Origin of the sequence: Steroidobacter agaridevorans (genome assembly GCF_009932555.1) — a bacterium.
Classification (GTDB): domain Bacteria; phylum Pseudomonadota; class Gammaproteobacteria; order Steroidobacterales; family Steroidobacteraceae; genus Steroidobacter; species Steroidobacter agaridevorans.
This window is the reverse complement of sequence record NZ_BLJO01000006.1, coordinates 454,038-467,696: the sequence shown is the minus strand read 5'-3', so window position 1 is coordinate 467,696 and position 13,659 is coordinate 454,038. Positions and strand designations below refer to the sequence as shown.

Here is a 13,659-nt window from a genome sequence, read left to right as displayed (position 1 = left end):
AACTAGTTTTTCTGCACGCACCGGAGATTCAAATGGAGAACATCACTCAGATTGCCGACGTCATGAGCTTCACCGTGATTGCCGCGGGTCTGCTCATCGGCCTCGGCGCGCTCGGCACCGCGATCGGCTTCGCGTTGCTCGGCGGCAAGTTCCTGGAAGGCTCGGCTCGCCAGCCGGAGCTGACCGGCATGCTGCAGACGAAGATGTTCATCGTCGCCGGCTTGCTGGACGCGATTCCCATCATCGGCGTCGCCATCGCTCTGCTGTTGATCTTCGCGAATCCGTTCATCGGTCAGCTCGGCGGCTAATTCGCCGACCGAAAGTTCGATCGGCCAGGCGGTGTCAAGACCCAAGGTCTGGGCCGCCACAAGTGAATCGGAGCAAGCATGGATCCCACAATAACCATCGTCGTCCAGGGCATCGCGTTCTTCGCGGTGGCCTGGATGGTCATGAAGTTCGGTTGGCCGCACATCATCGCGGCCATCGAGGATCGGCAGAAGAAGATTGCCGAGGGTCTCGCGGCTGCCGAGAAGGGCGAAAAGAGCTTGGCGGAAGCCAAGAACTCGGCCAACGACATCATCAAGGAAGCGCACGCGCGCGCCGCGAAGATCGTCGAACAGGCCAATCGCCGCTCGGTGGAAATGGCCGAGGAAGCTCGCGGTGTCGCATCGGCGGAAGCCGAGCGTCTGATTGCCGGTGCGCGCCAGGAAGCCGCACTGGAATCGACTCGCGCCCGCGAAGAGCTGCGTCGCGACGCCGCCAATCTGGCGGTGTTCGGCGCCAGCAAGCTGCTCGGTCGTGAGATCGACGCCAAGGCCCACGCCGACTTGCTCGACAAGCTGGCGCTGGAGATCGAGCGCGGTTAACGCGCTCGTCGCAACGGAGCACTCATGGCCGAAAAAGCCACCATCGCCCGCCCCTACGCCAAGGCTGCGTTCGAATCGGCGCGTCAACACCACGCGCTGGAACGCTGGTCCAAGGTGCTGGCAACCGCCTCGTCGGTGGTGCAGGACGAGCGCGTTGCCGGACTGCTGTCGAGCCCGCGTGTCACGCCGGAGCAACTCTCCGGCTTGATCGCGGACATCGTCGGCAGCGATCTGGACGAGCAGACCCGCAATTTCCTGGCCACGCTGGCGAGCAATCGCCGACTGGTGCTGCTGCCGGAAATTGCCTCAATGTACGAGGGACTGCGGGCCGAAGCCGAGAACACCGCCGATGTGCAGGTGGTTTCGGCGGTGGAGCTGAACGAGGCGCAGAAGCAGCGCCTCGCGTCGGCCCTGAAGAAACGTTTGCAGCGCGAAGTGCGCTTGCATTGCGAAGTGGACGCATCGCTGATCGGCGGCGCCATCGTGCGCGCGGGCGATTTCGTCATCGATGGATCGCTGAAGGCGCGCCTCGACCGGTTGGCGGTCGAGATGAGTCATTGATAGCGCCGGCCCTTACACAGAATTGACCGAGGATTGAGCATGGCCATCAAGGCATCTGAAATCAGCGATCTGATCAAGTCCCGCATCGAGAAGTTCTCGAGCGCCACCGAAGAAGCGAACATCGGCACGGTGGTCACCGTGACCGACGGTATCGTGCGCGTGCACGGCCTCGCCGACGTGAAGTACGGCGAAATGTTGGAATTCCCCGGCGGCAGCTTCGGCCTGGCGCTGAACCTGGAGCAGGACTCGGTCGGCGCCGTGGTGCTGGGCGAGTACAAGCACATCGTCGAAGGCGACACGGTGAAGACCACCGGCCGCATTCTCGAAGTGCCGGTCGGCGAAGGCTTGCTCGGCCGCGTGGTCGACGCCCTCGGCAACCCGATCGACGGCAAGGGCCCGATCCAGGCAACCCGTAACTCGCCCATCGAGCGCGTGGCGCCGGGCGTGGTGTTCCGTAAGTCGGTCAGCCAGCCGGTGCAGACCGGTTACAAGGCCGTCGACTCGATGGTGCCCGTCGGCCGCGGTCAGCGCGAGCTGATCATCGGCGACCGCCAGACCGGCAAGACCGCGCTGGCCATCGACACCATCATCAACCAGAAGAACTCCGGCATTAAGTGTATCTACGTCGCCATCGGCCAGAAGCAGAGCTCGATCGCGAACGTGGTGCGCAAGCTGGAAGAGCACGACGCGATGAAGCACACGATCATCGTGGCCGCTTCCGCTTCGACGCCTGCTTCGATGCAGTACCTCGCGCCGTACTCCGGTTGCGCCATGGGCGAGTACTTCATGGACAACGGCGAAGACGCGCTGATCATTTATGACGACTTGACCAAGCAGGCGTGGGCGTACCGCCAGATCTCCCTGCTGCTGCGTCGTCCGCCGGGCCGCGAAGCGTATCCGGGCGACGTGTTCTACCTGCACTCGCGTCTGCTCGAGCGTTCCGCTCGCGTGAACGAGGAGTACGTGGAGAAGGCGACCGGCGGCCGCGTCAAAGGCAAGACGGGCTCGCTCACCGGTCTGCCCATCATCGAAACCCAGGCGGGTGACGTGACGGCGTTCGTGCCGACCAACGTCATCTCCATCACCGACGGCCAGATCTTCCTGGAAGGCGATCTGTTCAACGCCGGTATCCGTCCTGCGATGAACGCGGGCGTGTCCGTGTCCCGCGTCGGCGGCGCCGCGCAGACCAAGATCATCTCCAAGCTCGGCGGCGGCATTCGTCTCGCCCTCGCGCAGTATCGCGAGCTCGCGGCGTTCTCGCAGTTCGCCTCCGACCTCGACGAGTCGACCCGTCGTCAGCTGGAGCGCGGTCAGCGCGTGACCGAGCTGATGAAGCAGAAGCAGTACGCGCCGATGTCGGTGGCGGAAATGGCGCTGTCCATTTACGCCGTGAACAACGGCTACATGGACAAGGTCGAGCTGAAGAAGATCGGCGCCTTCGAAGCGGGTCTGCAGGCGTTCGCCAAGACCAACTACAAGGCAGCGGTCGACGGCATCAACTCGAACCCGGTGCTGTCGCCGGAGAACGAAGCTTCGCTGAAGAAGATCTGCGAAGAGTTCGCCACCTCCGGTACGTACTAACGCTCGTTTACCGAGAACGTAAATGCCCGGCGTAAAAGAAATCCGCGTCAAGATTGCGAGCTTCAAGAGCACGCAGAAGATCACCAAGGCCATGGAAATGGTGGCCGCGAGCAAGATGCGTAAGGCGCAGGAGCGCATGCGCGCGACGCGGCCGTACGCGGAAAAGATCCGCACGGTGATCGGTCACTTGCGCCTGGCGAATCCGGATTACAAACATCCGTTCATGGTGGAGCGCGACGTGAATGCGGTCGGCTTCATCATCGTCACGACCGATCGCGGCCTGTGCGGCGGCCTGAACGTCAATCTGTTCAAGGCCACGCTGGCCGCGATGCGCGACTGGCAGAAGCAGGGCAAGAAAGTTTCGGTGTGCCTGATCGGCTCGAAGGGCGTGCAGTTCTTCCGCCGTCTCGGCGGCGTCGAAACCCTGGCCACTGTCACGCACCTGGGCGACCGCCCTCACGTCAACGATCTGATCGGCACCGTGAAGGTCATGCTGGACCAGTACAAGGAAGGCAAGCTCGACCGCCTGTTCCTGGTCAACAACGAATTCATCAACACGATGAGCCAGAAGCCCGTCGTGCGTCAGCTGCTGCCGGTCGTCACCGAGGACGAAGACAAGCTGCAGAAGCTGTGGGATTACATTTACGAGCCGTCCGCGAGCGAGCTGCTCGAGGGCGTGTTGATGCGCTACATCGAATCGCAGGTCTATCAGGGCGCGGTGGAAAACGTCGCTTCCGAAATGGCCGCGCGCATGGTCGCGATGAAGAGCGCAACCGACAACGCCGGCAAGCTCATCGAAGAATTGCAGCTGATCTACAACAAGGCTCGCCAGGCGGCGATCACCAAGGAGATCAGTGAAATCGTCGGCGGAGCCGCCGCGGTCTAACGCTCGCGCGCGATTACAGAATTATTGAGGAACGACACATGGCAAGCGGCAAGATTGTCCAGATCATCGGTGCGGTCATCGACGTGGAATTCCCGCGCGACCAGATTCCGAAGGTGTATGAAGCGCTGAAGCTCGAAGACGTCGAGCTGACGCTGGAAGTGCAGCAGCAGCTCGGCGACGGCGTCGTGCGCACCATCGCCATGGGCGTGTCGGAAGGTTTGAAGCGCGGCCTGAAGGTCAACGCGACCGGCGCTCCGATCTCCGTGCCGGTCGGCAAGGGCACGCTCGGCCGCATCATGGACGTGCTGGGCACCCCGCAAGACGAGAAGGGCCCGGTGCAGACCAAGGAGCTGATGCCGATCCATCGCGCCGCGCCGTCTTACGACGAGCAGGCGGGCGGCCAGGACCTGCTGGTCACGGGCATCAAGGTCATCGACCTGCTCATTCCGTTCGCCAAGGGCGGTAAGGTCGGTCTGTTCGGCGGCGCCGGCGTGGGCAAGACCGTCAACATGCTCGAGCTGATCAACAACATCGCCAAGCAGCACTCGGGTCTGTCGGTGTTCGCGGGCGTCGGCGAGCGCACTCGCGAAGGCAACGACTTCTATCACGAGATGATCGAGTCGGGCGTCATCGACACCAACGATCTCACCAACTCCAAGGTGGCGATGGTGTACGGCCAGATGAACGAGCCGCCGGGCAACCGCCTGCGCGTGGCGCTGACCGGTCTGACCATGGCCGAATACTTCCGCGACGAAAAGAACGAAGCCGGCAAGGGCCGCGACGTGCTGCTGTTCGTCGACAACATCTACCGTTACACGCTGGCCGGCACCGAAGTGTCCGCGCTGCTCGGCCGTATGCCGTCGGCCGTGGGTTACCAGCCGACGCTGGCCGAAGAAATGGGCGTGCTCCAGGAGCGCATTACTTCGACGAAGACCGGCTCGATCACGTCGATTCAGGCCGTGTACGTGCCTGCCGACGACTTGACCGATCCGTCGCCGGCCACCACGTTCGCGCACTTGGACGCGACCGTCGTGTTGTCCCGTCAGATCGCGTCGCTGGGTATCTACCCGGCCGTGGATCCGCTGGATTCCACCAGCCGTCAGCTCGATCCGCTGGTCATCGGCGAAGAGCACTACAACGTCGCCCGCGGCGTGCAGGCTGTGCTCCAGCGCTACAAGGAACTGCAGGACATCATCGCGATCCTGGGTATGGACGAGCTGTCGGAAGACGACAAGCGCACCGTGTCCCGCGCTCGTAAGATCCAGCGCTTCCTGTCGCAGCCGTTCAACGTCGCGAAAGTGTTCACCGGCCAGGACGGCAAGATCGTCCCGCTCAAGGACACCATCCGCGGCTTCAAGGGCATTCTCGACGGCGAGTACGACAACCTGCCCGAGCAGGCCTTCTACATGGTCGGCGCGATCGAAGAAGCCGTCGCCAAGGCGAAGACGCTGCAGTAATTGTCAGGCGGCGGCCTTCATCGGCCGCCCATCGAAGCGAACTCGCGCGGCGAAAGTCGCGCCTTTCGCAAGCGAGGCGGAAAAGCGCCGCGAGCGATTTTTCCGCAATGGAGCAGTGAGAGCACATGGCAACTATTCACGTCGATATCGTCAGCGCCGAAGGCCAGATCTTCTCGGGCGAAGCCGCTATGGTTTTCGCGCCGGCCGCCATGGGCGAGATCGGTATCGCGCCTCGTCACGCGCCGTTGCTGACGACGCTCAAGCCGGGTGAAGTGCGCGTGCAACTGCCGGGCGGTGAAGAGCAGTTCTTCTTCGTTGGCGGCGGCGCCATCGAAATCCAGCCGCATCTCGTCACCGTGCTCGCCGACACTGCTCTGCGCGCCAAGGACATCGACGAAGCCGCCGCTCTGCAAGCCAAGCAGCGTGCGGAAGAAGCTCTGAAGGATCGCGCCGGCAAGATCGACGTCGCCGAAGCTCAAGCCGAGCTGGCTCGCGCCGTCGCTCAGATCAAGGCGATCGAGAAGCTGCGCAAGATCAAGCAGTGATCCGCTAGCGGGTGTCGCCCGCTGACAATGTTCCTTCACGCATCGCCTCGCCATCCAGCGAGGCGATTGCTTTTGGGGACTCCGAACGCACGCCGGAGCACGTTGCATCACGCTTCGGTTGGGCTTGTTCGAGGATCTGGCGAGGTTGCTGGCTACCCCAGAGCGCGATACCCACGAAGGCAGCAATCAACGCCAGATCGCCCGCCGCCGACACCACCGCTATCCGGCCGGTGCGGATCCTGACTTTTCCATGCACCTTCTGCCCGGGCGGCGGATATTGCCGGGCGCGAATCGAACGCAGCGCAGCTGGAACCATGAACGCGCCGAGGGAGATGGCGATCGCCAACGGAACGGCAACAAACACTACGTACAGCATCACGCTGCTGCCGGCAAAGCCAAGCACCGTCCGGCAGTGCGCAGTTCGCGCGAACTCGCTCCATTGCGGTAACGCCCACCATTGCCAGAATGCGAAGAAGATCGAGACGCAGCCTACGCCGACGATGGCGTGTCTGATCCGCTCTCGCAGCGAGTATCGCGGGGCGTACTCCTGTTGCTCTCGTTCCATTTCAAAGCGTTTCTGCGCTGTCCGCATCCAGAACGACTGCGCCGAGCTCGAGCATCTGAACCGTGAGGTTCCGCACGACGTCGGTCGCAACGTCGTCGTCGAAGTTGATAAACAAACAAGCGTCCGTGGCTATCAAAGAGGCAGCATGGCCTCCGATCTCTCCCTGTCCCTCGTCGTCACTCCAGACGATGGCACTGACAATGCGTTCCGCTAAAGCGCGGTAGTCGCCGCTCTTGAAACTGGGATCGTTATCGAGATCCAGAGGATCGATGGCGCCCTCGGGCGAGTAGGGTGTTTTGACGATAACCAGGCTGGTGGGCATTCCGTAGCTCCTCTCCGTGACGGCGACGGAATATCACAGCGAGGCCGTCCTGCCCTAGGAATTGGTTGGCGAAAAGCACGGGCCTACCGGCGCGTGAAGAACCAGGCGATCAGAACAGTCAGGACCAGATTGACCGCGTGCAGCAGGAGCGAAACAGCGAGCAGCGGCACGCGTACCGCGAAACTCGGCTTGCGAAACATAGCGGAGACACCGGTCTGAAGCAGCAGCACGGGCAGATGCCACGCTGCCCAGATGCGGAAGAACGCGACGCTCCACCATGGGCCATGGTCGAAGGGGTTGCCGCTGAAACCCTGCCGCGCCAAAACCCAAAAACGGGATTGCCAGAGGACCAGGAAAAGCAGCTCCACGGCAGCGAGTCGGGGCGCCATGTCGAGGGCGCCTTGAATCGTCGAATTCACGTCGACTCCGGCGGTCCTTTGACCGCCAGCCCACAGACGAGCGCCGTCAGATCAATGCGATCCAGCGCAAGTTGCTTCCACACCAAAACACCGCTGAGTAATCGTTATGTCCCGAATAATACGATCATTCGGCACACCCCGCGCTCGTTATTTTGGGAAATATGTCAGGTCGGTTCAGCTTTGAAGCCATGATCCCGCGCGAGCATCGCCGCCTGCGTGCGCGATTCGACATCGAGCTTCTCGAAGATTCGCGACACGATGTTACGAACCGTCTTCTCGCTGAGGTGCAGGCTCGTCGCGATCTGCGCATTGCTGTGACCGGCGGCCAGGCCGCCCAGTACGTCGCGTTCCCGAGGTGACAGCTCGCCGAAACGGTCAGCTGAGTGTTCCCTGCCGCCGCGTCCGGTGAACTCGAGCACGATCTCCTTGAAGTGCGCCCACGCCGGCTCGTGCTCGAGCAGCACGTGATTGCGCGACTCCAGCTGCACGAACTCCGCGTTGGGAATCTCGGCCGCCAGCTCGCGACTGGCGCTGAGCGGAGTGACTTGATCGTCGACAGGATGAATGACGAGTGTCGGCACCTTCAGTTGCGACAACAACTCTCTAACGTCCACTTCAGAACGGGCCAGCATCAGATGCGCGGCGATTTCGGGCGTCGTGGTCCGGCGGCAGAGCTCATTGAACCATTCGAGCTGCTGCTGACTGGCGCCCGGCGCGAAGCGCGAAGTGAACACCTGACGAAAGGCGACGGTGTCCGTGCCCCAGCCCAGGCGAATCAACTCGACGATCGCCTGGAAGCGCCGCAAGCCTTGCGGATCGCCGCGCTTCGCCCAACCGGTCGCGTAACCGCCGTAAAGAATCAGGTGCGACACACGATCCGGGTGCTGTACTGCATACGCAATACAAGCCGATGCGCCTTGCGAGATGCCAAGCAACGTCATCGGCTCATCGCAATCGGCCGCATCGATAACCGCAGTGAGATCGTCGACCCAGCGCGGCAAAGAAACTTCCGGGACTTCCCACTGCGACATGCCGCAGCCGCGCTCGTCGTAGCGGATGAAATGAAAATGTTCGGCGAAGAATTCGATCCAGTGTCGCCACACCGGGCTTTCCAGATCGTATTGCAGATGGGTCAGCCAGTTCGCTGCCTTGACCAGGGGCGGCCCGCTGCCGGTCGAGGCCCACGCGAGTCGTACTCCGTCGTTGGATCTCACGTACCGGATGGACTGACGAATCGTTTGATTCCCCATACGTGCCCTTTCTGCGGAGTCGGGACAAATGTCCCCGCCGCCCGGGCGATGATGCCTGCGTTCGGGACATCCTTCATCTGTTTCGCGGCGCCCGGCAGGACCATGCTACGAGGCCTCCACACACCCTCGGAGGCTCCCATGAAACGCACGCTGGTGTTGCTGTACGGAGTCGCGTGCTACGCCGTGTTCTTCGCCACCTTTCTCTATGCCATTGCCTTTCTTGGCAATTTCCTGATCGACAATGCCATCGATGCCGCCCCCGGCCGCGGCGTCGGCCAGGCGATTGCCATCAATATCGGGCTGCTGGCGGTATTTGCGCTTCAGCACAGCATCATGGCGCGGCCGGCTTTCAAGCGATGGTGGACGCAATTCGTGCCCGTCGCCGCCGAGCGCAGCACCTATGTGTTGTTGTCCAGCCTGGCATTGATCCTGCTGTTCGCGCTGTGGCAACCGATCGGCGCCGTGATCTGGCAGGTCGATAGCGCGCTCGGCAAGGGCCTGTTGTATGCCGGCTATGCATCCGGCTGGATTCTGCTGTTGACCTCGACGTTCCTGATCAATCATTTCGATCTGTTCGGGCTGCGCCAGTCGTGGCTGTATTTTCGCGGCCGTCCTTATACGGATATCGCGTTCCGCACGCCCAGCCTCTACAAGGTGGTGCGCCATCCGCTCTATGTGGGCTGGCTGCTCATCTTCTGGTGCACGCCGACGATGACGGCCGCTCACCTGCTGTTTGCGCTGATGACCACGGCCTATATTTTGATCGCCATTCAGCTCGAGGAGCGCGATCTGATTCGTGCCTTCCCCGAATATGCGAGCTACCGTCGCAGGGTGCCGGCACTGATTCCCTTCACCAAAGGGCGACGAGTGACCGGTCTCGCCGACGGCGTGAAACAGTCGTGATTCTGGCTGCGAGTGCTGTGATATATCGCGCACCATTATGAACGCCGCCCTCGTGGACGAGTCGCCCATCGACACCTCCCTGGAGTACTACATGGAGGAACGCGCCCTGGCCATTGCGCTCGCAATGGTCAGGACGCCCGAGGAGCAGGCCAAGATCGAGCACCTCGCGAGTCTTCGGGACGCTCTGATGGAACATCGGCAGGCGCACTCGAAGGAAGCCACTGCGAAGCGTCACGCGCGTGGAGAGATTTATTCCAAAGCGCGCGTGGCGGCGATCAATGCGCTTGCGCCAAGCCGCGAGGAAATGGATTCGAATGTGAAGGGCCTGTACCTGGAGCAGGGCACCTCCGAAGACGTCTTGCGAGCGCACGCACGTACTCACTTCGCTTCGGGTCTGGTATCGAAACGCCTTAGCCTGGCGCTGATGCCCGATGGCATCGCTGAATCCGCGCGCGAGATGCAAGAGCACGAAGAATCATTCGCTCGGGCCTGGATCGACGCAATCGGCGACTTGAGCTTCGTGAATGAAATGCGTGAGCTTCAGCGCGAAGCCGTGATGATGTTTCGAACAGCGAGCCGGCCGATGTACCTTGTCACGTATCCTGAGTCCGACGTGATGAATGACGAAACTGCGGCGGCGCTGGGCAAGGTCTGGAACAAACTCGACGCTTTGTCCCAGTCTCTCGGCGTTCAACCGCTCTCGGCATTCATTGCCTTCGATGAGGAAGGAGAAACGGCGGGAGCCGCCGCGTCCGAGATACTGACGACGGTTCGAGCTCTGATCGCCGCCATCGAGAGCGGCGCTCACAAGATCGCATCGAAGAAGCAGGTGCTCGAGATCCTTGCCAGCTTGAGCGCAACGCTCGCGAAGGCCGCAGGCAGCGGTGGGCGGGCCTGCTTCGACGTGGATGTTTGAAGCGATTCAACTTCGGCACAGCAGGACGCCTGCTTTGCGCCCTTCGATATCGAACCGCCCATACGCCTCGAAGAGCAGGGCGGCAATGCCGCATGGCCGCCGCCATTAATTTACAGGCCTGTTTCCACCACCGCGATCATAGGGCCGAGGTCGACGCTTGAATCTTTCCGCCCCTGGTCTGGAGCAAATAGAGACGAAACCACGCCATCGAAATAGAGGGCGTCCCGGCAGTGCAGCTGGTCTTTGAAGTAGGCTGCGAACTCGTAGAAGGTCACGGGCGCATTGCTGATCACAAAGATCGCTTCGCTGCCGCGCACGCCGACGCCATTGCGAATGTGCTTCGATTTGGAGGCGGGATTGAAAGCCGGGTTGATGGCGCCTCCTTCCAGCAGCAGCGGCCCCGATTGAGTGGCAAGTAACACTCCGGTTGCTGGCGCAGAATACTTCGTTGACCTGACGATCTGCGGTCCGGTCTTAGTGACGACAAAGACCCCGTTGGGCTTCATGAAGAAATTGCCGCGACCCCCTGCCAGGTTCAAGGGCGTGAGCTCGCGACCGTGCGCCACAAAGAGGCCGACCGGCGAAAGATCGGGTTCGAATGCGGTGAACTGCTGGCCGCCGGCAAGCAACGGCGCCGCGAGGAGCGTCAGGGCGAGGATGAGCTTCATCACACGTCGTGGCGTACTTGCATGAGAGCGAAGCCGAGCAGATTGAGTCCACGCCACGAGTTCGGATCATTGGCGCGATCGTGATCCTTCGCCATCCCGATGCCCCAGATCCTGTCGACCGGGCTCGCCTCGACCAGAATCCGAGAACCGGTGCTCTCCAGAAACTGGCGCAACGCAGGATTCTGAGAAAACTTGGCTTGGTTGGCCCGCACAACGATGCCAAACCTGTGCTCCGCCCACACGGCATCATCGAAGCCGCGCACCTTACGGCCGAGCGCTTTCGCAGCGCCGGGATTTGCGGCCTGGAGAATCTGCGCTCTCGTCTCCTGGTCGCCGAATAGAGCAGCCTTCTCTGCCATCATGAAGTGCTCGGCGGTCAAATAGCGCTCTGTGTCCACAACGAACGCAGCCTCATACCACTGACTGAAGCACGCCGCGGTCACTTGCTTGTTGCTGGTCTTGCGTCCCCAGAAGAACAGAAATTCCATGGGCTCGCCAGCGTTGAAACGAGAACGCAGGTTCTCGACATGCTGGCTGTCATTCGTCACGGTAGCTTTCGCCACCGTTGCGACCCTCTCGGTCTTGTTTTGGGGCAGCAGTCGATCAGTGGTTGTAATAGTCGCATATTCGCCATTGAGATTGGCGAGCGCCATTGCGTGGACCTCCTCCGCCGCGCGCTTCGTTCCGTGATAGTCGACCTTATCGAACGCAAAGGTTGCGTCCGCGACGACCTGCGTTTGGAATCCAAGATTACCTGCCGTTCGCGCCGTCGCCTCGACTGAGTTGTTCGTACTGACGCCGACGATCACCAGCTGAGAGACTCCTCGCACGCGCAGCCATTTCTCGAGCCCGGTATTCACCAGCGCATCCGGCACATTCTTCTCGACAACATGCTCGCCCGGCAGCGGCGCGAGCGCCTCCTGAAACTCAACGCCCGGCTGACCCGGCCAGAACGGCGAGCCAGGCGTTCTCGAGATGTGCCGAACGTGCACCACGGTCGCGCCAACACCCCGCCAGGCCTTCAGCAACGCCGCGATATTCCCTTCCGCATTCGGATTGTTCCTGGGCCCGGCGGCCGGGCTCGCCATGCCCTTCTGCATGTCGATGATGAGGAGTGTCGGCAAAGGTGTGTTCATAGCGTGCTGGCTGGAGCGCCGAAGCCTGAAATTCGAGATGAGCCCAAGTGTAAATGAACGCCCGAGTGTCATACATGTGCGCATGCAGGAGATCGAAGTGCGCGGTACGATGCACGAATGAAACTTGGCTTCGAACACAGCTACGCGACCCTGCCCGCAAGGTTCTACGCACGCGTCGAACCTGCGAAGGTTACCGATCCGCAGGTGGTCATTTTCAATCGCGCGCTGGCCGCCGAGCTGCGATTGGATCCCGACATGGACGCCCGCCAGGCCGCGGCGGTGTTCTCTGGGAATGAATTGGCGGAGGATTCGATGCCGATCGCGATGGCATACGCCGGCCATCAGTTCGGCTCGTTCGTGCCGCAACTCGGCGATGGTCGGGCGATTCTTCTGGGAGAAATCCGAGACCGTCAGGGCGTCCTGCGCGATGTCCAACTAAAAGGCTCCGGCCGCACGCCGTTCTCCCGGGGCGGCGACGGTCGCGCGGCGATTGGGCCGATGCTTCGAGAGTATTTGATCAGCGAGGCGATGCACGCCTTGGGTATCCCGACCACGCGGTCGCTCGCGGTAGTCACAACCGGCGAACAGGTATATCGAACCGAAATCCTGCCCGGCGCGATATTGACGCGAGTCGCCGCAAGTCACATCCGAGTGGGAACGTTTCAATACTTCGCCGCGCGTGGCGATCAAGAAGCGCTGCAGGAGCTGCTGAACTATGTGATCGCACGCCATTATCCCGACGCAAAAAATGCCGACGTGCCCGCGCTCGCAGTGCTCAAGGCGATCACGGCGCGGCAGGCGGCACTGATTGCCGATTGGATGCGCGTCGGTTTCATCCACGGCGTCATGAATACAGACAACATGGCGCTGTCGGGCGAGACGATCGACTACGGTCCCTGTGCCTTCATGGATCGATATGACCCGAGCACCGTCTTCAGCTCCATCGACCTCGGCGGCCGCTATTCCTATACGAACCAGCCCGGCATCGCGCAATGGAATCTCGCGCGACTGGCGGAAACATTGCTTCCGCTGATCGACTCCGACGAAAAAAAATCGATCGAGCTCGCGACCGAAGCGATCGAAGGCTTCGTGGCCCAATTCGAGACTGCGTTTCTCGCGCACATGCGCCGGAAGATCGGTCTTGCTTCCGCCGAGGAGGGCGATGCCGATCTGATCTCTTTGCTATTGGCGGCCATGCAAAAGGCTCAGACCGATTTCACGCTGACGTTCAGCAAGCTGTCACGCGTCGCAGACAACCCAAGCGACGACGCCACCGTGCACGAACTGTTCAACACACCCGCGGACATCGATGGCTGGCTCAAAGCCTGGCGCGCACGGCTAGTGCTAGACCCGCAAACGCCCGCTGAGCGAGCGGAAACAATGCGCCTCGCCAATCCCGAGTACCTTCCTCGCAATCATCGCGTCGAGGCAGCGTTACAAGCCGCAACCGCAGGCGACATGCAGCCCTTCAACGATCTGCTTGGAATTCTGCAGCGGCCTTACGAGCGACAACCGGACGCCGCGGAATACACGCAACCGCCGCCGTCGTCAGATCAGAAATACAAGACCTTCTGCGGGACTTGA

Annotated in this window: 16 protein-coding genes and 1 pseudogene; 10 read left to right on the top strand and 7 right to left on the bottom strand. The window is 61.7% G+C overall.

Features of this window, described 5'->3' with window-relative positions; genetic code table 11:
• The first annotated feature begins 32 nt into the window (after positions 1–32).
• The 7 genes from atpE (at position 33) to GYH35_RS23035 (ending at position 5,896) form a co-directional block, all read left to right on the top strand.
• Positions 33–308, top strand: coding sequence for a F0F1 ATP synthase subunit C (gene atpE, locus GYH35_RS23065; protein ID WP_116808431.1), 276 nt, complete (start codon positions 33–35; stop codon positions 306–308).
• Positions 309–386: 78 nt separating this feature from the next.
• Positions 387–866: a F0F1 ATP synthase subunit B gene (locus tag GYH35_RS23060; protein ID WP_202624525.1), complete on the top strand. Its 480-nt coding sequence runs from the start codon at positions 387–389 to the stop codon at positions 864–866.
• A 24-nt stretch (positions 867–890) separates the two neighbouring features.
• Positions 891–1,427, top strand: coding sequence for a F0F1 ATP synthase subunit delta (locus GYH35_RS23055; protein WP_161810316.1), 537 nt, complete (start codon positions 891–893; stop codon positions 1,425–1,427).
• 39 nt (positions 1,428–1,466) lie between these two features.
• Positions 1,467–3,008, top strand: coding sequence for a F0F1 ATP synthase subunit alpha (gene atpA, locus GYH35_RS23050; RefSeq protein WP_161810317.1), 1,542 nt, complete (start codon positions 1,467–1,469; stop codon positions 3,006–3,008).
• A 22-nt stretch (positions 3,009–3,030) separates the two neighbouring features.
• Positions 3,031–3,894 (top strand): F0F1 ATP synthase subunit gamma, encoded by an 864-nt coding sequence (atpG, locus tag GYH35_RS23045; RefSeq protein WP_161810318.1) that lies wholly within the window; start codon positions 3,031–3,033, stop codon positions 3,892–3,894.
• A 38-nt stretch (positions 3,895–3,932) separates the two neighbouring features.
• Complete coding sequence (gene atpD, locus GYH35_RS23040) at positions 3,933–5,351, top strand: F0F1 ATP synthase subunit beta (protein ID WP_161810319.1); 1,419 nt, start codon at positions 3,933–3,935, stop codon at positions 5,349–5,351.
• A 125-nt stretch (positions 5,352–5,476) separates the two neighbouring features.
• Entirely contained in the window at positions 5,477–5,896 is a 420-nt protein-coding gene (locus GYH35_RS23035; protein WP_116808437.1) for a F0F1 ATP synthase subunit epsilon, read from the top strand.
• A 4-nt stretch (positions 5,897–5,900) separates the two neighbouring features.
• Here the strand turns inward: GYH35_RS23035 and GYH35_RS23030 are convergent, their stop codons facing one another.
• The 4 genes from GYH35_RS23030 to GYH35_RS23015 form a co-directional block, all read right to left on the bottom strand.
• Positions 5,901–6,488, bottom strand: coding sequence for a hypothetical protein (locus GYH35_RS23030; protein ID WP_161829596.1), 588 nt, complete (start codon positions 6,486–6,488; stop codon positions 5,901–5,903).
• Positions 6,463–6,783: a hypothetical protein gene (locus GYH35_RS23025; protein ID WP_161829595.1), complete on the bottom strand. Its 321-nt coding sequence runs from the start codon at positions 6,781–6,783 to the stop codon at positions 6,463–6,465. The genes GYH35_RS23030 and GYH35_RS23025 overlap by 26 nt, the downstream gene beginning before the upstream one ends.
• Positions 6,784–6,866: 83 nt before the next feature.
• Entirely contained in the window at positions 6,867–7,202 is a 336-nt protein-coding gene (locus GYH35_RS23020; RefSeq protein WP_161829594.1) for a hypothetical protein, read from the bottom strand.
• Between the two features lie 164 nt (positions 7,203–7,366).
• Positions 7,367–8,452, bottom strand: a complete 1,086-nt coding sequence (locus GYH35_RS23015) for an alpha/beta fold hydrolase (protein ID WP_161810323.1) — start codon at positions 8,450–8,452, stop codon at positions 7,367–7,369.
• A gap of 138 nt (positions 8,453–8,590) precedes the next feature.
• On the opposite strand from GYH35_RS23015, the gene mddA reads away from it, so the two are divergent.
• Positions 8,591–9,355: a methanethiol S-methyltransferase gene (mddA, locus tag GYH35_RS23010; protein ID WP_202624523.1), complete on the top strand. Its 765-nt coding sequence runs from the start codon at positions 8,591–8,593 to the stop codon at positions 9,353–9,355.
• A 37-nt stretch (positions 9,356–9,392) separates the two neighbouring features.
• Entirely contained in the window at positions 9,393–10,271 is an 879-nt protein-coding gene (locus GYH35_RS23005; RefSeq protein ID WP_161829592.1) for a hypothetical protein, read from the top strand.
• A gap of 110 nt (positions 10,272–10,381) precedes the next feature.
• Here GYH35_RS23005 and GYH35_RS23000 read toward each other — a convergent pair whose 3' ends face one another.
• From GYH35_RS23000 to GYH35_RS35495, 3 genes and pseudogenes are all read right to left on the bottom strand, one after another.
• The gene (locus GYH35_RS23000) at positions 10,382–10,939 is read right to left on the bottom strand and encodes a phosphodiester glycosidase family protein (RefSeq protein ID WP_161810326.1); all 558 of its coding nucleotides are present in this window, start codon (positions 10,937–10,939) and stop codon (positions 10,382–10,384) included.
• The gene (locus tag GYH35_RS35500) at positions 10,939–11,427 is read right to left on the bottom strand and encodes an NADAR family protein (RefSeq protein WP_407700223.1); all 489 of its coding nucleotides are present in this window, start codon (positions 11,425–11,427) and stop codon (positions 10,939–10,941) included. Before GYH35_RS35500 ends, GYH35_RS23000 begins: the two co-directional genes overlap by 1 nt.
• Positions 11,428–11,532: 105 nt before the next feature.
• Positions 11,533–12,075, bottom strand: a pseudogene (locus GYH35_RS35495) (cysteine hydrolase family protein); the annotation flags it as partial.
• Between the two features lie 117 nt (positions 12,076–12,192).
• Here GYH35_RS35495 and GYH35_RS22990 point away from each other — a divergent pair.
• Complete coding sequence (locus GYH35_RS22990; protein WP_161829591.1) at positions 12,193–13,659, top strand: protein adenylyltransferase SelO; 1,467 nt, start codon at positions 12,193–12,195, stop codon at positions 13,657–13,659.